This window comes from Pseudoxanthomonas spadix, from assembly GCF_003703395.1.
GTDB lineage: Bacteria > Pseudomonadota > Gammaproteobacteria > Xanthomonadales > Xanthomonadaceae > Pseudoxanthomonas_A > Pseudoxanthomonas_A spadix.
Window position 1 is genome coordinate 436,080 of the sequence record NZ_RDQN01000002.1, and the last position, 21,978, is coordinate 458,057.

A 21,978-nucleotide genomic window follows, 5' to 3' on the forward strand; every position below is an offset into this window, starting at 1 on the left:
ATTTCCGAGGAGGCTTCATGCGTGTGTTCCTGTGCGAGAAACCCTCCCAGGGCAAGGACATCGCCCGTGTGCTGGGTGCCGGTCAACGCGGCAACGGCTGCTACCGCGGCGCGGGTGTCGTCGTGACCTGGTGCATCGGTCATCTGGTGGAGGCGGTTCCGCCCGAAGGCTACGGCGCGCAATACAAGCGCTGGGCCATCGAGCAACTGCCCATTCTTCCTGAGCGCTGGCGTCTCGAGCCCAAGGCGGCGACCGCGGCGCAATTCGAGGTCGTGCAGCAGCTGGTCGCCAAGGCGGGCGAGTTGGTGATTGCGACCGACGCCGACCGCGAGGGCGAGATGATCGCCCGCGAGATCATCGACCTGTGCGACTACCGCGGGCCGATTCAGCGCCTGTGGCTGTCGGCGCTCAACGATGCGTCGATCCGCAAGGCTCTGGGTGCGCTCAAGCCGTCCGCCCAGACCCTGCCGCTGTATTTCTCTGCGCTCGCCCGGTCGCGCGCCGACTGGCTGATCGGAATGAACCTGAGCCGCTTGTTCACCCTGCTCGGGCGCCAGGCGGGCTATCCCGGCGTGCTGTCGGTGGGCCGCGTGCAAACGCCCACGCTGAAGCTGGTCGTGGATCGGGACCGCGAGATCGCGCGATTCGTCTGCGTGCCGTATTGGACCGTGGACGTACTGCTGTCCCATGCCGGCCAGTCCTTCACTGCGAGCTGGATACCGCCCGAAGGCAGCACCGATGCAGCGGGTCGCTGCCTTCAGCAGCGGGTGGCGCAGCATGCCGCGGATCGCATTCGCGCGGCATGCGATGCGCAGGTCGTGTCGGTGGACACCGAACGTGTGCGCGAGGCACCGCCGCTGCCGTTCGACTTGGGCACCTTGCAGGAAGTGTGTTCGCGTCAGCTTGGCCTCGATGTGCAGGAGACGTTGGACATCGCGCAGGCGCTGTACGAGACGCACAAGGCGACGACATATCCGCGCAGTGACTCGGGCTATCTGCCCGAAAGCATGCTCGCGGAAGTGCCAGCAGTGGTCGATGCACTGCTCGCCACCGACCCAAGCCTGCGGCCCTTGATCGGCCAGCTCGACCGCAACCAGCGTTCGCGCGCCTGGAACGACGGCAAGGTGACGGCGCACCACGGCATCATCCCCACGCTGGAGCCGGCCAAGCTCCCGGCCATGTCGGAGAAAGAACTGGCGGTCTACCGGCTCATCCGCGGGCGCTATCTCGCGCAGTTTCTTCCACACCATGAATTCGACCGCACGGTGGCGCAGCTCGCTTGCGACGGGCAGCCGCTCGTGGCGGTGGGCAAGCAGATCGCCGTGAGCGGCTGGCGCCAGGTACTGGCGACACCGGAGCCGGACGATGCCGATGGCGAGGATGCGCAGCGCAGCCAGGTACTGCCGCCGCTGACGAGCGGATCATGCTGCGGGGTCGAGCATGTCGAGCTGAAGGTGTTGAAAACGCTGCCGCCGAAGCCCTACACCCAGGGCGAGCTGGTCAAGGCCATGAAGGGCGTCGCCAAGCTCGTGATTGACCCGCGCCTGAAGCAGAAGCTGAAGGACACCACGGGTATCGGCACCGAGGCGACGCGCGCCAGCACGATCAAGGGCCTGCTCGATCGCGGCTATCTGGTCAAGAAGGGCCGCGCCGTCCGTGCTTCCGACGCGGCATTCACGCTCGTCGACGCGGTGCCCTCGGCCATCGCCGACCCCGGCACCACGGCGGTGTGGGAGCAGGCGCTCGACATGATCGAGGCCGGCCAGATGACGCCGGACACCTTCATCGCCAAGCAATCCGCCTGGGTGGCCCAGCTCGTGCGCCAGTATCGGGGCGCGACGCTTTCGATCGGGCTGCCGCCGGCGCCGGCCTGCCCGCAGTGCGGTGCACCAGTGCGCCAGCGTACCGGAAAGGGCGGCGCATTCTGGTCTTGCTCGCGCTACCCAGACTGCAAGGGCACGTTGCCGATCGAGTCTCCCACGGGCCGGCGCAGCGCACCGCGCAAGCGGCGCGCTGCCTCCAAGGCGTCCTGATCCTCGCTTGCCCCTGCCGCGCCGGCCACTTCACTGGCGGCGAGGCAAACGTCCCGCACCGCGTGGGACTCCAAAGCGCGCGTCTCCTTCTGCAACGGTGTGCGCGCCCCGTCTGCCCACCGCCGGGCGACGGGGCGAGAAGGTCATTGCTCCACGAATCGCGTCCGCCGCCATTCCCTTGATCGGTGTGCCTTTCCTCGGCCACGAGGGCCTTCCTGACATCTTGCCGGCGCGCGAGCCGTGAGGAGGCCCCTTGGGCCGAGGGTATTCCGTGCCGGTGCCCGCCGGCGGAACAACGGGCTCCCTTTGTGTGTGGATGCACGCCAGAGATTTCCGGCCCCAGCCACGAAACGGGTCGGGTGCGATTGCTGACGCAGCGGATGGCTTTGACGACGGCCTGCGCTGACGCCGCCCACAGGTGGTTTTCCTTCCTCTCCAGCCGAAGGCCGCGTGGCCTTCGGCGCCCTGGTCCTCGCCTTGTCCCGTGACGCGGACTTGGCCTAAAGCGGGCCGTCCGCGAGTCGGTTTTCCCTGCGACGGCAGTCATGCCTGGTGCCCATCCTCACGCCATGCGTTGCTGACAGTCGTCAGCGGCATGCCCCTGGCAGTCCCGGTCTTCAAGACTGCAGCGCGGTTCGCCGCGTTGACCGATCCAGTCCGCTTCGCATCGCCCACCGCGGACGCTCGCCGGCCTGGCGACGATGCCCTTTTCTCACTCACCCGAGGGGAACCCCATCCCCTGCGGGATGCGCGCTCTCCGACCCACCAAGGAGCACGGCATGTCTGAACCTTCCGCATCTTCCTCTGCAACCGCTGTGCGCAGTGGTGCACTGGCGCTGGCCTGGACCGGCAAGCGTCTACCGCTACAGGTGCTGCGCAGCGCGGCCGGCCACTACATCGGCACACAAGGCGACGAAGGCCCGGTATCGCGGGAGTCCGTCGAGTATTTCCCGACTCGCCTGGCAGCACAGCGCGCTCTGGATACCGATGCCTGGACACAGCGCGCTCACCCCTGATTCCCACCCTTCAAGGAGTTCTCTCATGAATCTGTCTTTACCCGAAGACGTGCTCGATAAGATGGCGCTGGAACAGGCGCACTTCGAGGCTGCACCGCAGGCCTTCTTCGAGGCCTGGAAGCGCGGCGCACAGATCGCCGGCCACGAGTGGTTCGGCGACGGCACACGCGAAGGCCTGCAGCGTGCCACCACCAAATGGGATCTGCGCCCGAACCTGCTGATGCTCATCGATGCCCTCGGCGTCCTGAGCAGCGGCCAGCGGATGTTCCTGTCCGCGATGGTCAGCTTCTACAACGCCCGCGAGGGCGGCGCGATGCTCAAGCGTTGCGGCTTCGAGGGGCTGTCCGACCTCGGCGGCCTCGACCTGGAGCGGCGCAAGGTCATTGCCGACCTCACGCTGCACTACAACGGCTGGTGAGCCGAGCCTGACAACCCACCGTCTTTTCATCCCCCGAGGCACATGCGTCCCCGTTCTGGGCGCTGGTCGTTTGTTTCGCCAAACGGATGCGGCGTCCATCCAGCTCACTTTCAAGGGACAGACCTTCCTTGCGGGCGGGAGTCCTTGGTTACCACAAGGAGTCTCCCCACGGTTACCCAAGCCATGCAGGCACAGATGCCAGCGCTCGTCGTCGGTCATGTGCCTTCCAATGTCCTTTCGTTCAAGTTCAACATCTTCGACGGTCAGCCCAAGGTTTCGATGCTGGGATTGCACATCGACCCGAAGCCTTCCGAGGGAAGAGTCATCGCCACCACCGACAAGGTCATCGTCGACAAGATGGGACGGCTGAGTTCGCGGTGCTCGATCGCGCGCTCGTGGCCGAAGTGCCGCGCCGAGTTCGGCGGCGATGACTTTGGCGGGTTCTTCGAGCCGCAGGAGGGGGTATGTGCGCGCCTCCTGCACAGCGAGGGCGAGCTCGATGTGTCCGCCACCGCGACACATCCGCCGCTGCAGGCGGCTCCTCCCACGCCCAGCGGCAACTGATCGCCCATCCCTGCCCCCGCTCCGGGGGCTTCTTCTTTCCCGGCAATGGGGACAGCCACGAGTGCCGATTGCCGCTCGCGTGCGCGCCGTCCCGGCGCCACGCTTCCGGCCATGTTCCGCTGACGTCCGTCAGCGACATGCCCAGGCAGCCACGATCTTCAAGGCTGCGACGCGGTTCCGACCGCGTTGGTCACACCAGTTCGCACCGGCATCCATGCGCGAACGGCCATCGGTTCTCGATGGTGATGCCACCAAGCTGTTCCATCAACCCACGCGGGGGTTTCACACCTTCCCCGCCTCGGGTCGGGTGTGTCTCCGCCTCACTGTTCCCAGGAGATTCACCATGACCACTTCCACCGAAAAGTCCTACTTCGATCTGCACATCACCGGCCTCGGGTATCTCAATCGCATCCGCGAAGTGAAGCCCAAGAAAGGCGATGCGTTCCTGGCCTGCGACATCGCAGCCTTGAATGGTCCCAGCGATGACGTCTCGTACGTGCGTTTCGACACGCGCGTATCGGGTTCGGAAGCGCAGCATCTGGTGCGCCGCTGCATCCAGGCGGTCCACGCCGAGAAGAAGGTGATGATCGGCTTCCGCCTGGGCGACCTGTGGACCGATACCTTCACCTACTCCAAGGGCAAGCGTGCCGGCGAGCAGGGAGTGAGCCTCAAGGCCCGCCTGCTGTTCGTCAGCTGGATCAAGGTCGACGGCCAGCTCGTCTACAAGGCCGAACCCAAGCCGACCGAGACCGACGAGCGCGACCCGGAAGTCCCTGTGACATCCGACGCGCCCGCCGAGCAGCAAGCCCCTGCACCGGAGCCTTCCAGGTCCGTCACCCACGCTGCAGATGCCCCCGCATCGGCCGTTGCCGAGTCGTTCTGATCCGCAAGGCCGCATTCCACGGAGCCTTGTCTTCTCTTCTTCCGCAGGAGACTTTCATGATCACCATCCCCGGCCAACTGGCCATCAAGACCATCCACGGCAGGAACGGCGACTTCAACGTCGGCCGCCTGGCGACCTCGATCGGCGAGTTCGTCGTGAAGAACGCCGAACTCGATCAGTACCGCGAGGGCAAGTACGACGGTGATTTCGTCATCGTCGAGATCCGCCCCTCCAACTACCACGCCAACGGCCGCATGGTCATCGAGATCCGTGCCCTCCTGGGCGGGATGACCCTGTCCAACATCGACGCCCTGAGCCGCGACGAGGCCCGTCGGCTGAGTCCGCAGGAAGTCGATCCGATAGACGAGGAAGTGCAGGCGCCCGCGCCGGCATCGCCCCCGGCCAAGCCGAAGGTGAAGCCGCGCAGTCCGCGTGATCCCCTGGTCGATACCACGCCGTTCGGCACCGACCTGGCTCCCGTGTCCGCTGCGGCCTGGGCCGAGGCAGACGACGCGGCGCTGTTCGGTGCCTTGTGGCCGCTGGGTGAGACCGTGAAGCTCGATGCGACCGTGGATCGTCGTGTGCTGCGTCAACAGCGCGACCGTCTTGACGAGCTCGGCTACGACTTCGCTCCGTTGTCCCAGGACTGGCACCTCAAGGTTGCCTGATTCAACCGCCGCCTTGCGCGGCATTCCGCCACCCGCCGGGGTACTTCCCTGGCTGGGAGTGCTCCGGCCTTTTTCACAGGAGAACTCCCATGGGCTGGTACTTCTCGCGGCAGACCCGCGACCAACTGATCCGTGAACTGATCCGACCGCAGGAGAGCGACTGCGCCTGCTCGGAGAGCATCGCCCACACCCTGCGCGGCAACGTGCTGTGGTCCGTGGTGCGCGTGACCGCCAAGCAGGCGGGCGTGCTCGACCTCGCCGAAGGCGAATCCACGACTTTCATCCGCTGCGACCTGCTGCAAGGCTCGGGCGGCGAATGGGGCCACAAGCCCCTGGATGAATCCATGCATCCCTACTACTACTCGTGCCCGCTGCGCTATCTCGACATGGCACCCGTGCAATCCAGTGAGTGGCGTGAAAGGGTGCGCGCCCATCACGAACAGCGCCGGACCAGACGAGCGGCGGCCACGCCATCGACCGTCTGACACGGCCTTTTCTCACCCGAACCGGGGCACTCGTTCGCCCCGATGGGGCACGGGCGCCTCTCCTACTCAAGAGGACATCACCATGCCCGCACCTTCTTCCGTGAAACCGCTGTACCGCATCGACGAATGCCCCGACCTCATGGCCGATGGTTGTGTCGGTGACGAGCAGGGCAATCTCGTCTTTCTATCGATCTGGGCGCGCGACACCGCCGTTCAGGAGTTCCTCGCCCGCCTGACCCTCGGCCGGGATGAACAGGGGCTCGACCAGTTCCACGTCATCACCGAGCAGGGCGCGTCCATCCCGGTCTTCGTCGGCAACGTCGAGAACCTGGAAAAGCGCATGACCCGTGCCTATCGGCGAACGCTATTCGGTTCGCTGACGAACGTGTGGCTGTTCGATGGTCGCTGCGTGAAGCCAGACAAGCCCAACGCCAGCGCGCTGGCGCTTCTGCCCAGGGATTCCGCTCACCGGCTCGACCGGCTGTGGACGCTGGTACAGGACACCTGCCCGCTGCCACTGCTCGACCACTGGCGCGACACGGTGCTGGAGCTGTTGCAGACGCGGCGGATGCTGACCGGTCTTCCCTTGGCCCTCGGGCCGCTGGAAGGCCATCGGCTGGCCCTCGATGTCCCGGCGCTGACGAAGGCGTTGGGCGAGCTGATCCGCAACGGCACCCTCGGCGCCACGCAGTACGAACTGGCCGCGAACGCACCGCTTCGACGTGTGGCGTGAGCCATTCCCACGGGCATGCGCGCCGCGCGTGCCCGCCTTCCCTCATCACCAGGAGAAATCCATGGCACTCATGTTTCCGCGCCTGGCGCGCAATTTCATCCGTAACGGCTACTTCCCCACCGACGAGCCGACGCTGGAGCGGGCCTTGTCCGCACTGGCGCCGTCTCCCGGCTCCATGTCCATCCTCGATCCCTGCGCCGGCGAAGGCGTGGCGATTGCCGAAGCCGCCCACGCCCTCGGGCGCGAGCAGGTCCAGGCCTTCGCCGTCGAGTATGACGCCGAGCGTGCCCGCCACGCACGGCAACTGGTCGATCGCTGCATCCACGGTGACCTGATGGACACGCTGATCAGCCGGCAGAGCTTCGGCCTGTTGTGGCTGAACCCGCCGTATGGCGACCTGAGCAAGGACGTCAACGGCAACATCGGCTATCAGGGCCAGGGCCGTGCACGGCTGGAAAAGCTGGTCTATCAGCGCGCGCTGCCGCTGCTGCAGTACGGCGGCGTGCTGGTCTTCATCGTGCCGTCCTACGTGCTCGACCCCGAGCTGGTCGGATGGCTGACGCGCCACCTCAAAGACCTGTGCATCTACCGTGCGGTGGACACGCAGTTCAAGCAGGTGGTGATCTTCGGCCGCCGGGTTCGCCAGCGCGACCAGGCATCGGAGTCGGTCAAGGCCATGCGTGGTCTGCTGCTGCAGATCGGACAGGGCGACGCCGAAGCCGAGGAACTGCCGCTTGAATGGCCGTTCCTGCCGTACACCGTCCCTGCCAGCCCGGCCGAGCCGGAGCACTTCTATCGCGTGACGATGGAGCCCGAGCAGTTCGCCGATGAAGTCGGCCGGCTGCAAGGACTCTGGCCGGCGCTCGATACCCACCTGGGCGTCGCGCAGCAGTCGCTGCGTCCGCCCGCGCGGGCCTTGTCCCACTGGCATCTCGCCCTGGCCCTGGCCGCGGGCGCGATCTCCGGCACGGTGACGTCCAAGAGCGGGCGCGTGCTCGTCGTCAAAGGTGATACCCACAAGGAGAAGACCCTCCAGACGGAGTACACCGAACGCGACGACGGCTCCGTGGCCGAGACACGCATCCTCACCGACAAGTTCGTGCCGGTCATCCGCGCCTGGGACATGACGCCGGGCTCGCCCACGTGGGGCGAAGTGCTGACCATCCGCTGATCGCTGTTCCCTGACGGTTCGCCGTCGCTTTCATCCACCCACCGGGGTCACGTTGCCCCCGATGGGGTGCCGTGGCCCCTTCTTCCAGAAGGAGAAATCACCATGGCACCCGCAATCCTCAACCTCGCATCACAAACACGCTTTTCGCCCGGGCAGGTGGTCACGACCGCCGGCGTCGACGAGCTGGTCCGACAGGGCCGGCTCAACCCCATGCCGTACCTGCACCGCCATCTTCATGGCGATTGGGGCGACCTGGACGACAGCGATCGACGGCAGAACGATGCCGCGCTGAAGTCCGGCGAAGATCGTCTGTTCTCCTCCTACCAGGTCACGCGCGACCTGAAGCTCTGGATCATCACCGAATGGGATCGCAGCGTCACCACGCTGCTGTTGCCCAGCGAATACTGATCCGCATCCAGCGGCACCTACAGTTTTCTTTGCCGCGTCTTTCTTCCCACCCAGGGGCATGCCATTGCCCCGCAGGGGTCGGTGCATGCCCCATCTCTTTGGAGCATCACCATGTCACTCGATCTCGAAACCGTTCCCGATACCGCTGTGCAGGGCGACCTGCTCGAAGCGACCGCTTCACCCCTCACGCTCAGCCTGCAGGACTTCGTGTCCGAGTTCGGCGACGAGCTGCTCGATTCGCTCAACCGCGCCAATCCTCCGGTCTACACCGGCCAGGTGCGGGTGCATCGGCAATTGATCCTCGCAACCCTCAAGCGCAAGCTGTTCCCGGCGCAAGCCGATGTGGTCCACGCCGTCACCGAGCTGTTGGTCGACCGCGGCGAACGCGCCGCGATCGTCAATGGCGAGATGGGTTGCGGCAAGACGACCGTCGGCATCGCTACGGCCGCCGTGCTCAACGCCGAAGGCTACCGCCGCACCCTGGTGCTCTCGCCACCCCACTTGGTCTACAAGTGGCGGCGCGAGATCCAGGAGACGGTGGCCGGTGCCAAGGTCTGGGTGCTCAATGGCCCGGACACGCTGGTCAAGCTGCTGAAACTGCGCGAGCAGTTGGGCGTGCCGGCGCAGGGCCAGGAGTTCTTCGTCCTGGGCCGCGTGCGGATGCGGATGGGGTTCCACTGGAAACCTGTCTTCGTTCGGCGGCGCACGCCTCACGGCGATGTGGGGGCCTGCCCGGATTGCGGGCATGCCATCAACGACCTCGACGGCGAGCCGATCAACCCTGTCGAACTCGAAGCCGAGGAGTCCCGCCGCAAGTGCAGCCACTGCCGTGCACCGCTGTGGTCGTTGATCCGTCCCAGAGGCCTGTCCGCCAGCGACCAGTCCTCCGCCGTCCTCAAGGCGTTGAAGCGCATCCCCACCATCGGGGAAATCACCGCGCAGAAGCTGATGCAGAAGTTCGGTGACGCCTTCCTCGCGTCGATGCTCGGGGACAACATCCACGAGTTCATCAACCTGATGGACGACCGCGGCGAGCTGGTCTTCTCGGACCGGCAAGCCCAGCGGATGGAACGCGCGATGGCCAACATGGAGTTCGGCTTCGGCGAGGGCGGCTACCAGCCCTCCGAGTTCATCAAGAGGCAGCTTCCCCAAGGCACGTTCGACCTGCTCATCGCCGACGAGGCCCACGAGTACAAGAACGGCGGCTCCGCCCAGGGTCAGGCCATGGGGGTGTTGGCAGCCAAGGCGCGCAAGACGCTGCTGCTCACCGGCACACTGATGGGCGGCTACGGCGACGACCTGTTCCACCTGCTGTTCCGGGCCCTGCCGGGACGGATGATCGAAGATGGCTACCGGCCGACCAAGCAAGGTTCCATGACCTCGGCCGCAATGGCGTTCATGCGGGATCACGGCGTGCTCAAGGACATCTATTCCGAGAGCACCGGCACGGCGCACAAGACGGCCAAGGGCACCAAGGTATCGGTGCGCACGGTCAAGGCGCCGGGCTTCGGCCCCAAGGGCGTGCTGCGTTGCGTCCTGCCGTTCACCGTCTTCCTCAAGTTGAAGGACATCGGTGGCAACGTGCTGCCGCCCTACGACGAGGAGTTCCGCGAAGTCGCGATGGACACGGCGCAAGCCGCGGCCTACCGCGATCTGGCGGGTCGCCTGACCCAGGAGCTGAAGCAGGCCCTGGCGAAGCGCGACACGACGCTGCTCGGTGTGGTCCTCAACGTGCTGCTGGCCTGGCCGGACTGCTGCTTCCGGTCGGAAACCGTGGTGCATCCGCGCACGCGCAACACCTTGGCGTTCGTACCGGCTCAGTTCAACGAGCTGGAGGTGATGCCCAAGGAACGCGAGCTGATCGAGATCTGCAAGCAGGAGAAAGCAGAAGGTCGCAAGACCCTGGTCTATACGGTCTACACCGGCACGCGCGACACCACGTCGCGCCTGAAGGTGCTGCTGGAGCAGGAAGGCTTCAAGGTGGCGGTGCTGCGCGCGAGCGTGGATGCCTCCCGCCGCGAGGACTGGATCGCCGAGCAGTTGGACCGTGGCATCGACGTGCTCATCACCAATCCCGAACTGGTGAAAACCGGCCTGGACTTGCTTGAGTTCCCGACCATCGTGTTCATGCAGTCGGGCTACAACGTGTATTCGCTGCAGCAGGCCGCACGCCGTTCATGGCGTATCGGTCAGAAGCAGTCGGTGCGCGTGATCTACCTGGGCTACGCCAACTCCTCGCAGATGACCTGCCTGGGGTTGATGGCCAAGAAGATCATGGTGTCGCAATCCACCTCCGGCGACGTGCCCGAGTCCGGACTCGATGTCCTGAATCAGGACGGCGACTCGGTGGAGGTGGCGCTGGCTCGGCAGTTGGTGCATTGAGCGTTGCTGGACTTGGCGGCCCCTTCGGGGGCCGCTCCATGATCGACAGGAAGACGGTGTTGACGAAGGCAACCCACCGGCGATGAGCGGCAAAGCCTGCGGCAATGGCCGAGACGAAAGGCACGATTCGAGTGATTACTTCGTGGGTTACAGTGGCTGAACTCGCAGCGAAGTCGCGCATCGGCCTCGATCGTTCATTCCACTCCATTGCGAAGTTGAGCAGCCCGTGTTCAGCAATGGTGAACGTTGGACGTCGGGCTAAGGTGTCCCGCCAACGGGCGGCGGTGGATCAAGTGTGGCAGCTCCCGCAGCAGCCGCTGTCCTTCTCCGTCGCCCCATCATTGCCGAGGACCCGGTAGCCCTCGTCCTCGATCGCTCTGCGAACGCGCGTCTCGTCCGTGACGCCATCGACCTCGACGGTGCCGGCCGCGATGTCTACACGGGCGGTGCCGCCGAGCGCGGCGGCGGCGCGGGTGATCGCGCGCTCGCAGTGGCTGCAAGTCATGCCTTCGACATTGAATTTCATGAGTCGTTCTCCTCCCCGGCCCGATGCCGGTCGAGATAGAGCATCCGGCTTGCCCCAATGGGAAGGTCAAACCCGTCGCCGCAGCGCGTATGGAAACGTTCAGCTGGGACACCGTGTTGACCTTCCCACGATGGCAAGCTCGACGCTGCACCTGTCCGAACTGCCAAAGGTGCACGATGAACGCCATGACATCCCCGCCCGCCCCGGCCTCGAGCCTGCGTGTCCCGATCGAAGGCATGACCTGCGCCTCATGCGTGGGGCGCGTGGAACGTGCGCTCTCCCGCATTCCCGGCGTCGCGACCGCGCAGGTGAACCTCGCCACCGAGGTGGCCGAAATACAGGGCGCCGCACCACTCGACCTGGCCACCATCAGCCGAGCCGTCGAAGACGCGGGCTACCGGATCGGGACCCGCACGGTCGACCTGGCGGTCCACGGCATGACGTGCGCTTCGTGCGTGGGACGGGTGGAACGGGCGCTCAAGCGGGTGCCGGGCGTGTTCGACGCCACCGTCAACCTGGCCACCGAGCGCGCTGCAGTGACCGCAGCCGCAAGCGTGGAGGATGCGGCGCTCATCCGGGCGATCACCGATGCCGGCTATTCGGCCAAGCGTCCGGCGGCGAGTGACACCGAAGGGCAGCCGCCGGAGGCCACGGCCGGGTCGTTCGGCATGAGCCGCGAAGCACGCCACCTGCTGATCGCCGCCCTGCTCTCGCTGCCATTGGCCGCGCCGATGGCAGCGCTGCTCTGGGGCGGGCACTGGATGCTCCCGGGGTGGATCCAGTGGGCCCTGGCGACGCCGGTGCAGTTCTGGCTGGGCGCACGGTTCTACCGCGCGGCGTGGAAGTCCGTGCGCGCGGGCACCGGCAACATGGATCTGCTGGTCGCACTGGGCACCAGCGCCGGCTATGGCCTGAGCGTCTACCACCTGCTGCAGCCGGCGCTGGACCACGGCATCCGGCCGCTCTATTTCGAAGCCTCGGCGGTGATCATCACGCTGATCCTGCTCGGCAAGTTCCTGGAGGCGCGCGCCAAGCGGCAGACGACCGAGGCGATCCGCGCGCTGCAGGCGCTGCGCCCGAGTACCGCCCGCGTGCGTCGCGGCAATCAGGACGTGGACGTCCCCCTGGCCGAGGTGCGCGTGGGCGAGACGGTCATCGTGCGCCCGGGCGAGTGCTTCCCCGTCGACGGGCGCATCGTCCAAGGCCGGACCCACGCAGACGAATCGCTCATTACCGGGGAATCGCTCCCCGTGGCCAAGGTCGAGGGCAACCGGGTCACCGGCGGCGCGGTCAATGGCGAAGGCCCGGTGCTGGTCGAGACGCTCGCCGTAGGGGCCGAGTCCGCCCTCGCCCGCATCATCCGTCTGGTCGAGGACGCCCAGGCCAGGAAGGCCCCGATCCAGCGTGTGGTCGATCGGGTCAGCGCGGTCTTCGTGCCGGTAGTGATTGCGATCGCGCTGGTGACGTTGCTCGCGTGGGGCCTGATGGGCGGCGACTGGACGCAAGCCATCCTCAATGCCGTCGCGGTGCTCGTCATCGCCTGTCCGTGTGCACTGGGGCTGGCCACTCCCACCGCGATCATGGCCGGCACCGGGGTCGCCGCCCGCGCGGGCATCCTGATCAAGGATGCCGAGGCGTTGGAGAGGGCACACGAGATCGGCGTGGTCGCCTTCGACAAGACCGGTACCCTGACTCGCGGCGCGCCGGTGCTGGTGGAGGCTGTCCCCGCCAATGGCAATGCATCGCAGCTGCTGAGTCTGGCGGCGAGCCTGCAGGCCGGCAGCGAACATCCCCTCGCCCATGCGGTGCTCGAGGCTGCCGCCGGCCTGCCGCGCGTGGCAATGAGGTCGGCACGCGCGGTCGCCGGACGCGGAATGGAAGCCGAGCTCGGCGGTCAGCGGGTGCTGCTGGGCTCGGAGGCGATGATGCGCGAGGCCGGCGTCGACCTCGCGCCGCTCGCGGACCGGGCCGACGCACTGCGCAACCAGGGGCACACGATCTCGTGGCTCGCGCGTGGCACCGACGCTGAAAAAACGCTGGCGGGATTGCTGGCGTTTCGCGACGAACCGCGGCCCGAGGCGCGATCGGCGGTGGCTCGCCTGCATACCCTTGGCATACGCACGGTGATGATCTCCGGCGACAACGAGGGTGCAGCGCACTCGATCGCACGCCTGATCGGCATCGATGAGGTGCGCGCACACGTCCTGCCTGCGCAGAAGGCCGAAGCGGTGATGGCGCTGCGCGGGGGGGCGACGGTGGCGATGGTCGGCGATGGCATCAACGACGCACCAGCGCTCGCTGCGGCGGATGTCGGCATCGCGATGGGGACAGGCACGGACGTCGCCATGCACGCCGCCGCCGTGACCCTGCTGCGGCCGCGGCTCACGCTGGTGGCCGATGCGATCGACATCTCGCGCCGCACGACCCGCAAGATCCACCAGAACCTGTTTTGGGCCTTCGGCTACAACGTGATCGGCATCCCGCTCGCTGCCTTCGGTCTGCTCGACCCGGTCATCGCTGGCGCTGCCATGGCCTTCTCCTCGGTCAGCGTGCTGGCCAATACCCTGCTGCTGCGTCGCTGGGCTCCCGCCACGCAGGTCGAATCGGAGACTGCCCATGACCCGCAGACCGCCCAAGCCTGAGCTCGGCCAATCCCGTGAGCAGGGGCTGCACAACATCGGCGAGGCGTCGGCGCTTGCAGCGGTGAGCGCCAAGATGATCCGCCACTACGAGTCGATCGGGCTGATCCCGGAACCGCCCCGCACCTTCGCCGGCTACCGCCTCTACAGCGACTCTGACGTGCAGCGCCTGCAGTTCATCAAGCGCGCGCGCACGCTGGGCTTCTCGACAAAGCAGATCAAGGAACTGCTGAGCCTATGGGACGACCGCAGCCGGGCGAGCGCAGACGTCAAGCGCCTGGCCAACGCCCACGCAGCCGAACTTGCACAAAGGGTCAAGGAGATGCAGGCCATGCAGCGCACGCTCGAGACGCTGGTGCACCAGTGCCAAGGCGATGACCGGCCCGGGTGCCCGATCCTCGATGACCTCGCGCAGGCCAAAAAAGCGCACTGATTGATCAGCCGAAGGTAAGCGCGTCGCGGCAAATTCCCTACCGGCTCGATGTCCCGGCCAAGCAGCGGCCGGCTTGGCAGGGCCGGCAGCTCACCCTCTGGGCAGATTCTGACCGTGGCTGGGTTATGGCGGCTGCGAGCAACAGCCGCGACACCAGTGCTTCCAGATCACATCCGCGGCTGAGCCTCCACATAGCCTGGGCGAGGCAGCGCTGAGCATATCTTGGCGAAATTGAAGGCGTCATAGGTCCCGTCCAGCGACCGCTTCCGATTCGATAAACACGACCTTGACTCAGCGGGCATTGCCCTGCTCGCAGCCCGCGCGACGACCGCCCTCAATCCCTGCAGAAAGGCCCCTGGTCCATCGCTGTAGACATCCAAGCCCGGGCGCAAGCGCTAGGCGATCCGGTGCGATAGCGCGAACTCGCGACTCCCGGGTCAGGTCGACGACCACATGACGTGGATGGCTGCCTCGCACGGTCTCCACGGCGATCCGGCCAGCATCAGCTCGTGGCTCATTCGCCAGGCGGCCGGATGTCACCCCAGATGGCGCATCAACTCCAGTGCCGACAGGTTGGCCTTGCCTTGGGCTTGCCCTGGCCCCGCAGATACACGGCCAGCAGTCAGGCGCGCCACGGCAGATTGCTGTTGTCCATGAATGTTCCCGGCGCAGGCTGGTCTGTTGGCGAAAGGCCGAGCAGTGCCAGTACTTGCTGCCGCGGCACTCGAACCCGCAGGCAAGGACCCGTGGCAGCGACAGGCCGGGAATCGCACGCGGTTCATGGCCATCATCCGACCTCCGGGAAACGACGGCTCAGCATCCACCGCCGTCCTCTCACCATCTGCGGCCGCGCGCAAAGATCGTGCTGATCAGTCTCCTTATCTAGGGCCATGACCAAACAGAATCGGATGCAGAGAAAGCACCAAAAGAATGGCCATCGAGATATTGAAAACGCGCAGATGGCGCGCATCGGTCAACCAGCGGCGCAGTGCGGTGCCGAAAGTTACCCAGACCGCGATGCTGGGCGCATTCACGATAGCGAAAATGAGGGAGGCAATGACCACGGCCCGCAGGCCGCCGCCTTCTGGTACATAGGTGGTGATGGCACCGATGGCCATGATCCACGCTTTCGGATTGACCCATTGAAAGGCGGCCGCCTTCCAGAAACCGAAGGGACGGCCTGGCGTGATCGGATCCTGCATCTGGCGTGCTGTGGCGATCTGCCAGGCGAGATACAGCAAATAGGCTGCTCCCCCGATGCGCAGCACGGCATACAGCGGCGGATAGGCGGCGAACAGGCGCCCCAGGCCGGCACCCACACCTATGACCATCAATGCGAAGCCAATGCTGATGCCCAAGACATGTGGCAGGCTGCGTATGAATCCGTAGTTCAGTCCCGAGGCCAGCAGCATCGTATTGTTGGGTCCCGGAGTGATCGAGGTCACGAACGCATAGGTGATGAAGGCAAGCAGGAGTTGTGATGGCATGCAATACCTATGGCTGAAAGAAACGGTGGGCGTTGCAGCTGGTGGTGCTCAGGCTGCCTTGGAGGTGCAATGGGCAGCGAATCCGGGGCGTTGCCCGAGCCGCTGGTAGTAGGACTTCACGGCATCAAGCCGTGGGTGATCAAACGGCGTCTCGAACCAGCGATCCACCGACAGGCCCATGGCGATGTCGGCCAGAGAGAACTCAGCGCCCGCCACATAAGCCTTGGTTTCCGACAGCCGTCCTTCGAGAATGGACATGAGCCTCGTCCAGGCAGCCAGGGATGTTTGGGTTTGCGAAGGGTCCGAATGCCCGGGAGAATGGCGGACGAGGGACATGAAGGCATAGCTCCACGCGGGATTGAGATCGGAAGCCTGCCAGTCCAGCCATTGATCGACCCGAGCACGGGCCACGGCCTCATGCGGATAAAGCGAACCCCCGCCGTAACGATTGGCGAGGTAGCGCAGGATGGTGTTGGATTGCCACAGCACGAAGTCGTCATCGAGCAGTACTGGCACCATCGCATTGGGATTGAGCGCTTTGAACGCGGAGATGTTCACTTCGCGGTATCCGCTGCCCCAGTCTTCCTGCTGAAAAGGCAGGTCTAGCTCGGCGCACGCCCATAGGACTTTGCGCACGTTGATGGAGGATCGTTTTCCCAGAATTCTAAGCATGGTGCGGCTTCTTCAGATTTCAGGCTGCGGGCAGTTCTTCTCGCCGGCTGATGATGCGAGAAACCAAGCCGTAGGTAACGGCCTCTTCAGCGGGCATCCATAGGTCACGCTCGATGTCCTCGCGCACGCGCTCGACCGGCTGACCACTTTCGCGCGCGATGACCTGGGCGATGCGTTCGCGAGCCTTGATGATTTCGGCAGCCTGGATTGCCATGTCGCTGGCAGGACCGCCGGCGCCGCCACTGGGCTGATGGATCAGAAAGCGCGTCTGCGGCAGGCAAAACCGGCGCTCGCAGGGTGCTCCCAGGTATAGGTGAGTGGCTGCACTGCCCACCCAGCCGGTGCCGACCATGTTGACCGGAGAGGAGACAAAGCGCGCCACGTCGTGGATTGCATCGCCCGATTCGAGATGGCCGCCTGGGGACGAGATGATCATGGTGATGGGAGCGCTTGATTCAGCATCCAGCGTCAGCAACTTGCGCACCGTCTCCGATGCCAGCGTGTCGGTAATGGTGCCGAATACCAGAACCATGCGGGAGCGGAACGCTTTTTCTTCAAGAAAAGTGCTGTCCTGTGCAGGTGCCAGCTTGGGCGGCGCATCAGCTTCTTGTGCAATCATCTCGATAACTCCATTGTGTTAATTTCATTCAGTAGACGAACGAAGAGGTAGTTCCGTGACATCGCCAGCACACCCCCATCCCTTGGTAGATGACGAAGCCCTGCGTCGGCGTTTGGTTGCATTGGCCCGGCATTGGTTTGACCAGAGCGAGGAAGCCGAAGATCTGGTGCAGGACACATGGCTGCGCACGGCCGATGGCGCACTACCTGCCGCAGCCAACAGCCGTGAGGCCTGGTTGATCACAGTGCTGCGCAACCTGTGCATAGATGCTTGGCGGCGGCAGAGCCGCTATCGAGTCGTCCTTGGCCAGCTTTCGGAGAACAATTCGGCATCCGGTGTTGAGAGTCCCGAACAGCTGGCTGAACAGGCGCAGCGCGTGGGGCTGGCGCTGTGCCAGCTGACTCGTACTCTTCCGCCGGGCGACGTTGCTATGGTGCTGCTGTACGAGGTATTCGGTTTCAGTCACACGGAACTCGGCGAACTGTCGGGGCGCAGCGAGGCTGCATCGCGGCAGCACCTACGCCGCGCGCTGCATCGCCTGCGCCGTGACGATCTGGATGATCCAATGGACGACTCTTGCGATCTGCTCGCGCTATGCCAATTGGCAGTAGCGCAGCGCGATCCGGCCGGGCTGGTCGCCGTGCTGCGGGCCTCCAGGCCGCAGGCGATGGCGCTGTCTGCGCAAGCGCTGCCGCGAGACTCGGGTGAGAGTGCAAGACAGCCGGCTGCACGGCTGTTCCAGATTGGTAACCTACTTGCATTGGTGAGTCAGAGTCCTTGTGGGCTTGTGGCTTTTCTGCCGTTGGGTGAGGTCCTCACGGAACCGACCTAACGGACTGGATTCGCAAGATGGGCCGCTTGTCTGCCGACCTCCGCGGCGCGCCTCATACGGTTACCAATTCGGCGCATTCGTACCGGGGACAGAGGACCGCGTGTAGCAAGCGGGCGTTTCGTGCCAGTTGCGCACCGGCACCGATGGCCTGACCAGACCGAAGCCGGACATCTTCTCCGTGAGCCAGGAGAAAGATCGGACGGATTGGCCCGCAGACCGCCGTCGAGGCATTCCGGCCCATACAGCCAGGCCCGGTCCGTCCGAGCGACACCTGCACGCGCCAGCTGCCGTCTTCGCGTCGTTGGCACCACAAGGCGCGCCCCCACACCAAAGGCCATCAGGAAGCCGCGAGCCTGGTTGAGGAATCGCCCGCCGCTTGGCCTTCGGCGTGGTTGAAGCCCATGGCCGTTTGCACCAGAGAGTCGAAGCCGCGCCTGCCGGGCCATGGCCTTGGGTGACATATGCGGTGAGCGAGGGGTGACGATACCGGGACGGCACGCGGCCAATGCCTCAGGCGAGAAGCCGATGTCGGTCAATCAGCCTGGGCGGTAGCCTTGCGAGAACATGTGGGCAACGGCGCATCATCGAACCGGGCGATCTTCATCAGCGGCTGAGCGGCCATGGTCTGGCCTTGGGGTGTCGCATCCCGCTCGGCGAAGCTGCACAGCGCCATGGGTACCAGCGCACGGTCGGCCACGGCCACGTCGACGATGCAGTGGATGCCGAGCGCGGCCGGCATTGCGTTGTCGATATCACGCAGCAAGGCCACGAACTCCTGGTCCCGATACCTCGGCACGCGGCGGGTCGCGGACCCACCCTGCAGTGCACCTGCTATCGCCGGGCCGGTGTGCCCCCTACTTGGGAAAAAATGGACACCGCGCGTTTCGGATTTTTGGCAGCCCGCGCAGCAAGGTTCGGCAATGGTGAAGGCATCCCGTCACCGTGGGGTGCCACATGCTGTGGTCTCTGCCTCGTTTCCTCTGCATCTTTTCCGTGCTCGGCGGCCTGCTGTCCGGTTGCACGACAACACCGGCCATCCCTGACCCTATAGAAGCGCCCGAGGAGACAGCTTCGGAGCAGGGACTGGTGCCCGTCGCCCGCTACGGCCGCTACACCCTGGTCGAGCTGGTACCGGAACCTGCGCAGCGTGATCTCTTGCAGCAGGTGGCGGAGGTCTCCATTCCGCCCATGCTCGATGCCAGCGTGGGCGATGCCATGCGCCACGTGTTGCTGCGCTCGGGCTACCGGCTCTGCGATACGGCCGAGGCTGCCACGCTCTACGCGCTGCCGCTGCCCGCCGCACACCTGCGCCTGGGCCCGATGATGCTGCGCGATGCCTTGCTGACCCTCGCCGGCCCCGCCTGGGAGCTGTCGGTCGATGACGTGACCCGCCAGGTCTGCTTCAGCCGGCACGGCGCTCCCATCTTACTTTCCGCCAACCCGCCCGGCACCGCCCCGCCCGTGCCGGACGTCGATCGGCCCGAGGAGCGGAAGCCATGACCTTTCCCCAGGCGCCATCCGAACGCGATTCCCGCGCGCGCTGGCTCGGGATCGCCGCAGCCTGCTGGCTGCTGCTCATCAGTGCCGTGGCACTCATCAACAGCGTCGGCCTGTCTCGGCTCGCCGAACAGACCCAGAGCAGCGCACAGGATGCGCAGGTCAAGGCGCTGGGCCTGCGCGTGGCCGATCTCGAACGACAGGCCGATACTGACAAGCGCCGACCGGCGCCGATCAGCCAAGCCGAATTCGCCAACGCGCGGCAGGCGCTGGCCGAACGGATGGCGCGCCTCGAAGAGGCCGAGGAGGCAAAGGCCCTGATCATCGACCTGCAGATGCTGCAGGCGCGCGTGAACGGACTCGAAACCCGGCTGGAAAAGAACCGACAGGTGGCATCCGCCGCTCGCCCGCGCGCTCCGGTTGCGACGAAGCCCAAGGTGCCGGAGCCGCCGTTCCGGGTGCTCGGCGTAGAGCTGCGGGGAGGCGAGCGCTTTCTGTCGATCACCTCCACTGCCGCGCCCTCGCTCGCGGGCGCCCGTCTGCTGCGCGAGGGCGATGCCGAGGGCGGCTGGCGACTGCAATCCATCGAGGCGCAGGCGGGCGTGTTCCAGGTGAACGGCCAGACCCAGCGCGTTGCGGTGCCGTAGGAGTCCTCCATGAACCTGCGGCCTATGCCTGCTGCCGTCGTCCTCTTCGTCGCTTTCGGCGCATCGGCCCAGCCGGCCTCGGTGACGAACTCGCGCATGGTGCCCGCCCAGGTGCAGCCGAGCGCGGATGCCGTGCTCGACGAGAGACAGGCGCGGGATTGGGGGCTTCACCCCGAGGAGTGGGCCCGCTACCGGCAACTGATGCAGGGGCCGCTCGGGGTGTATTCGCCAGCGCTCGATCCGCTCACGGCGCTGGGCATCGAGGCCCGTAGCGAGGAGGAGCGCAGGCGCTACGCGGAGCTGCAGGTGCGGGCCGAGGCCCGGCGAGTCGGCAAGACACTGGCCTACCAGCGAGCCTACGATGCGGCGTGGCAGCGCCTGTTTCCCGGCCAGCCGCGCGTGAGCCTACCCGGTGCCAGGGCGCAGGGTGCCGGCAACACCGGCTCCGGGCGCCTGGCGGTCTTCGTCAAGGCCGACTGCGCACCGTGCGCGCAGCGCGTGCAGCAGTTGCAGGCGGCAGGCACGGCCTTCGACCTCTACATGGTCGGCAGCCGCCAGGACGACGCACGCATCCGGCAGTGGGCCACCCAGGCGGGCATCGACCCGGCCAGGGTGCGCGCCCGCGCCATTACGCTCAACCACGATGCGGGGCGCTGGCTTTCGCTGGGCCTGCCCGGCGAGCTGCCGGCTGTGGTGCGCGAGGTGAACGGTCAATGGCAGCGGCAATAGGTACTCCCGGCCGGGAGCGCCGGCCATGCCGCGTCGCCATCCGCTGCACCAGCGCCGCGCTGCTGCTCGCCACCGGCGGCTGGGCATTGGCCGCCCCGGCGCGGGAAGTGCCACCGCCGGCCTATCGACTGGCGGCGCATCGTGCAGATGTGCCGGCGGCGGTGTTGTACGCGGTGGCATTGCAGGAGAGCGGCGCCATGCTGCGCGGGCGCCTGATCCCCTGGCCGTGGACGCTCAACGTCGCCGGCACGCCGCAGCGCTACGCCACCCGCGCCGAGGTCTGCGCAGGGCTGCGCCGGGCACTCGCCCGCACGCCGGCCAATCGCATCGATGCCGGTCTCGGCCAGGTCAATCTCGGCTACCACACGCATCGCTACACGCGCCCCTGCGAGCTGCTGGACCCGTACCGCAACCTCGCCATCGCCGCAGAAATCCTGCGCGAACAGCACACGCCGGGCGAGGACTGGCTTCTTGCCATCGGCCGCTACCACCGGCCCGCCGGCGGGGCACCGGCGGCGCGCTACCGGCGCAGCGTGCATCGACACCTGACCCGCGTGCTCGACGCCGGCGTTCCCGTTCCAACCCTCCAGGCAGCCACGCCATGAACCACATCGTCCTCATCGCCGCCATCGGGCTACTGTCCACGACCACGGTGTTCGCGCAGACCGGCTCCGCGCCGCTGATCGTCGTCGAAGACCGGGGCGGCGCCTCCGCGCTGCCGTACTACCAGCCGCTGAATCCTCAGCCGGATCAAACTACGCCGCCGGCCCCGATGCCGGCCCCTCGCCTGGGCAACGCGACCGACGCCGAAGCCGCCATGCTGCCGGTGCGCTCGACACAACTCTCGCCGGGCCAGGTGCAGCGCCGCGTCATCCGGGCGCCGGGCCTGACGGCGCTGTTCGTGATCGGCGACGATGAGCGCTCGCGCGCCTGGCTGCGGCAGCGGCAGGCGGCGCTGCGAGAGCTGCAGGCCGTGGGTCTGGTAGTCAACGTGGAGTCGATGGCCGCGCTGACGGCGCTGCGCAGGCTGGCTCCTGGCCTGACCCTCTCGCCGGCCTCCGGCGACGACCTGGCCCAGCGCCTGGGCCTGCGCCACTACCCGGTGCTCATCACGTCCACCGGCGTCGAGCAGTAGG

The 21,978-nt window shown here is 66.3% G+C and carries 24 protein-coding genes; 19 read left to right on the forward strand and 5 right to left on the reverse strand.

The window, feature by feature from the left end; all coding sequences use genetic code 11:
• The first annotated feature begins 17 nt into the window (after window positions 1–17).
• The 11 genes from D9R12_RS04635 to D9R12_RS04690 all read left to right on the forward strand — a co-directional run bounded on the left by D9R12_RS04635 (window position 18) and on the right by D9R12_RS04690 (window position 10,761).
• Complete coding sequence (locus D9R12_RS04635) at window positions 18–2,033, forward strand: DNA topoisomerase III (protein ID WP_122228529.1); 2,016 nt, start codon at window positions 18–20, stop codon at window positions 2,031–2,033.
• A gap of 779 nt (window positions 2,034–2,812) precedes the next feature.
• Entirely contained in the window at window positions 2,813–3,049 is a 237-nt protein-coding gene (locus D9R12_RS04645) for a hypothetical protein (protein ID WP_122228815.1), read from the forward strand.
• 25 nt (window positions 3,050–3,074) lie between these two features.
• Entirely contained in the window at window positions 3,075–3,467 is a 393-nt protein-coding gene (locus D9R12_RS04650; RefSeq protein WP_122228532.1) for a hypothetical protein, read from the forward strand.
• Window positions 3,468–3,650: 183 nt separating this feature from the next.
• Window positions 3,651–4,031: a hypothetical protein gene (locus D9R12_RS16015; RefSeq protein ID WP_244671915.1), complete on the forward strand. Its 381-nt coding sequence runs from the start codon at window positions 3,651–3,653 to the stop codon at window positions 4,029–4,031.
• A 343-nt stretch (window positions 4,032–4,374) separates the two neighbouring features.
• On the forward strand, window positions 4,375–4,914 hold the full coding sequence (locus tag D9R12_RS04660) for an STY4534 family ICE replication protein (protein ID WP_122228534.1): 540 nt from the start codon (window positions 4,375–4,377) through the stop codon (window positions 4,912–4,914).
• A 56-nt stretch (window positions 4,915–4,970) separates the two neighbouring features.
• Entirely contained in the window at window positions 4,971–5,582 is a 612-nt protein-coding gene (locus D9R12_RS04665) for a DUF3275 family protein (protein ID WP_122228537.1), read from the forward strand.
• An 89-nt stretch (window positions 5,583–5,671) separates the two neighbouring features.
• Window positions 5,672–6,067, forward strand: coding sequence for a hypothetical protein (locus D9R12_RS04670; RefSeq protein ID WP_122228540.1), 396 nt, complete (start codon window positions 5,672–5,674; stop codon window positions 6,065–6,067).
• A gap of 82 nt (window positions 6,068–6,149) precedes the next feature.
• Complete coding sequence (locus D9R12_RS04675) at window positions 6,150–6,800, forward strand: hypothetical protein (protein ID WP_122228543.1); 651 nt, start codon at window positions 6,150–6,152, stop codon at window positions 6,798–6,800.
• A gap of 28 nt (window positions 6,801–6,828) precedes the next feature.
• Window positions 6,829–7,971 (forward strand): DUF6094 domain-containing protein, encoded by a 1,143-nt coding sequence (locus D9R12_RS04680; RefSeq protein ID WP_425479041.1) that lies wholly within the window; start codon window positions 6,829–6,831, stop codon window positions 7,969–7,971.
• Window positions 7,972–8,073: 102 nt separating this feature from the next.
• The gene (locus tag D9R12_RS04685; protein ID WP_122228550.1) at window positions 8,074–8,379 is read left to right on the forward strand and encodes a hypothetical protein; all 306 of its coding nucleotides are present in this window, start codon (window positions 8,074–8,076) and stop codon (window positions 8,377–8,379) included.
• Between the two features lie 111 nt (window positions 8,380–8,490).
• Complete coding sequence (locus tag D9R12_RS04690) at window positions 8,491–10,761, forward strand: helicase-related protein (protein WP_170159155.1); 2,271 nt, start codon at window positions 8,491–8,493, stop codon at window positions 10,759–10,761.
• 289 nt (window positions 10,762–11,050) lie between these two features.
• On the opposite strand, the gene D9R12_RS04695 is transcribed toward D9R12_RS04690, so the two are convergent.
• Window positions 11,051–11,287, reverse strand: coding sequence for a heavy-metal-associated domain-containing protein (locus tag D9R12_RS04695; protein ID WP_122228556.1), 237 nt, complete (start codon window positions 11,285–11,287; stop codon window positions 11,051–11,053).
• A 185-nt stretch (window positions 11,288–11,472) separates the two neighbouring features.
• Here D9R12_RS04695 and D9R12_RS04700 point away from each other — a divergent pair, with 185 nt between their 5' ends.
• Window positions 11,473–13,929, forward strand: a complete 2,457-nt coding sequence (locus D9R12_RS04700; protein WP_280518422.1) for a heavy metal translocating P-type ATPase — start codon at window positions 11,473–11,475, stop codon at window positions 13,927–13,929.
• A complete protein-coding gene (gene cueR / locus D9R12_RS04705; RefSeq protein WP_122228562.1) occupies window positions 13,904–14,359 on the forward strand; it encodes a Cu(I)-responsive transcriptional regulator in 456 nt (151 codons plus the stop codon). The genes D9R12_RS04700 and cueR overlap by 26 nt, the downstream gene beginning before the upstream one ends.
• A gap of 878 nt (window positions 14,360–15,237) precedes the next feature.
• Here the strand turns inward: cueR and D9R12_RS04715 are convergent.
• Genes D9R12_RS04715 through D9R12_RS04725 form a run of 3 tightly spaced genes read right to left on the reverse strand, consistent with a single transcriptional unit; the run spans window position 15,238 to window position 17,137 of the window.
• A complete protein-coding gene (locus D9R12_RS04715) occupies window positions 15,238–15,846 on the reverse strand; it encodes a LysE family translocator (RefSeq protein WP_122228565.1) in 609 nt (202 codons plus the stop codon).
• 48 nt (window positions 15,847–15,894) lie between these two features.
• Window positions 15,895–16,518 carry a glutathione S-transferase family protein gene (locus D9R12_RS04720; protein ID WP_122228568.1) on the reverse strand — a complete coding sequence of 208 codons (624 nt, stop codon included), beginning with the start codon at window positions 16,516–16,518 and terminating at the stop codon, window positions 15,895–15,897.
• Between the two features lie 19 nt (window positions 16,519–16,537).
• Window positions 16,538–17,137 (reverse strand): ATP-dependent Clp protease proteolytic subunit, encoded by a 600-nt coding sequence (locus D9R12_RS04725; RefSeq protein WP_122228571.1) that lies wholly within the window; start codon window positions 17,135–17,137, stop codon window positions 16,538–16,540.
• A gap of 82 nt (window positions 17,138–17,219) precedes the next feature.
• Between D9R12_RS04725 and D9R12_RS04730 the strand changes: the two genes are divergently transcribed.
• Window positions 17,220–17,969 carry a sigma-70 family RNA polymerase sigma factor gene (locus D9R12_RS04730; protein WP_244671914.1) on the forward strand — a complete coding sequence of 250 codons (750 nt, stop codon included), beginning with the start codon at window positions 17,220–17,222 and terminating at the stop codon, window positions 17,967–17,969.
• 532 nt (window positions 17,970–18,501) lie between these two features.
• Here the strand turns inward: D9R12_RS04730 and D9R12_RS04735 are convergent.
• Complete coding sequence (locus tag D9R12_RS04735; protein ID WP_147475048.1) at window positions 18,502–18,732, reverse strand: hypothetical protein; 231 nt, start codon at window positions 18,730–18,732, stop codon at window positions 18,502–18,504.
• Between the two features lie 191 nt (window positions 18,733–18,923).
• On the opposite strand from D9R12_RS04735, the gene pilL2 reads away from it, so the two are divergent.
• The 5 genes from pilL2 to D9R12_RS04760 are packed head-to-tail and all read left to right on the forward strand — an operon-like array spanning window position 18,924 to window position 21,977.
• On the forward strand, window positions 18,924–19,469 hold the full coding sequence (gene pilL2, locus D9R12_RS04740; protein WP_122228580.1) for a PFGI-1 class ICE element type IV pilus protein PilL2: 546 nt from the start codon (window positions 18,924–18,926) through the stop codon (window positions 19,467–19,469).
• Complete coding sequence (locus D9R12_RS04745; RefSeq protein WP_122228583.1) at window positions 19,466–20,113, forward strand: hypothetical protein; 648 nt, start codon at window positions 19,466–19,468, stop codon at window positions 20,111–20,113. Before pilL2 ends, D9R12_RS04745 begins: the two co-directional genes overlap by 4 nt.
• A 9-nt stretch (window positions 20,114–20,122) precedes the next feature.
• Window positions 20,123–20,842, forward strand: coding sequence for a TIGR03759 family integrating conjugative element protein (locus D9R12_RS04750; RefSeq protein WP_122228586.1), 720 nt, complete (start codon window positions 20,123–20,125; stop codon window positions 20,840–20,842).
• Entirely contained in the window at window positions 20,827–21,447 is a 621-nt protein-coding gene (locus tag D9R12_RS04755) for a lysozyme family protein (protein ID WP_122228589.1), read from the forward strand. Before D9R12_RS04750 ends, D9R12_RS04755 begins: the two co-directional genes overlap by 16 nt.
• A complete protein-coding gene (locus tag D9R12_RS04760; protein WP_122228591.1) occupies window positions 21,444–21,977 on the forward strand; it encodes an integrating conjugative element protein in 534 nt (177 codons plus the stop codon). Before D9R12_RS04755 ends, D9R12_RS04760 begins: the two co-directional genes overlap by 4 nt.
• The last annotated feature ends 1 nt before the right edge of the window (window position 21,978 follow it).